Here is a 231-nt window from a genome sequence, read left to right as displayed (position 1 = left end):
AGATGCTCTTTAATGACCTTCAACGGAAGGTACTGGTCCCGCTGCAACGCGAGGATGAAACGCAGACGTTCGACATCGGAGGCCGTGTATTTACGGTATCCGGCGGCGGTACGGGCCGGAGTGATGAGGCCCTTCTCCTCGAGGAAACGGATCTTCGAGGCGGTCACCGCAGGGAAATCTTCCTGCAGGATAGACAACACGTCGCCGATGTTCTTGACGCCACTGCGCGGG

General features: G+C 58.4%; 1 protein-coding gene. It reads right to left on the bottom strand.

Translation table 11 applies throughout. From position 1 onward, the window contains the following. On the bottom strand, positions 1–209 hold a 209-nt coding region (locus tag QP140_RS10330), incomplete at its 3' end, for a MerR family transcriptional regulator (protein ID WP_284759565.1). Positions 210–231 lie beyond the last annotated feature (22 nt).

This window comes from Corynebacterium sp. UMB9976 (genome assembly GCF_030212265.1).
In the GTDB taxonomy this organism is placed as follows: Bacteria; Actinomycetota; Actinomycetes; order Mycobacteriales; family Mycobacteriaceae; genus Corynebacterium.
This window is presented reverse-complemented; position numbering and strand designations above follow the sequence as displayed.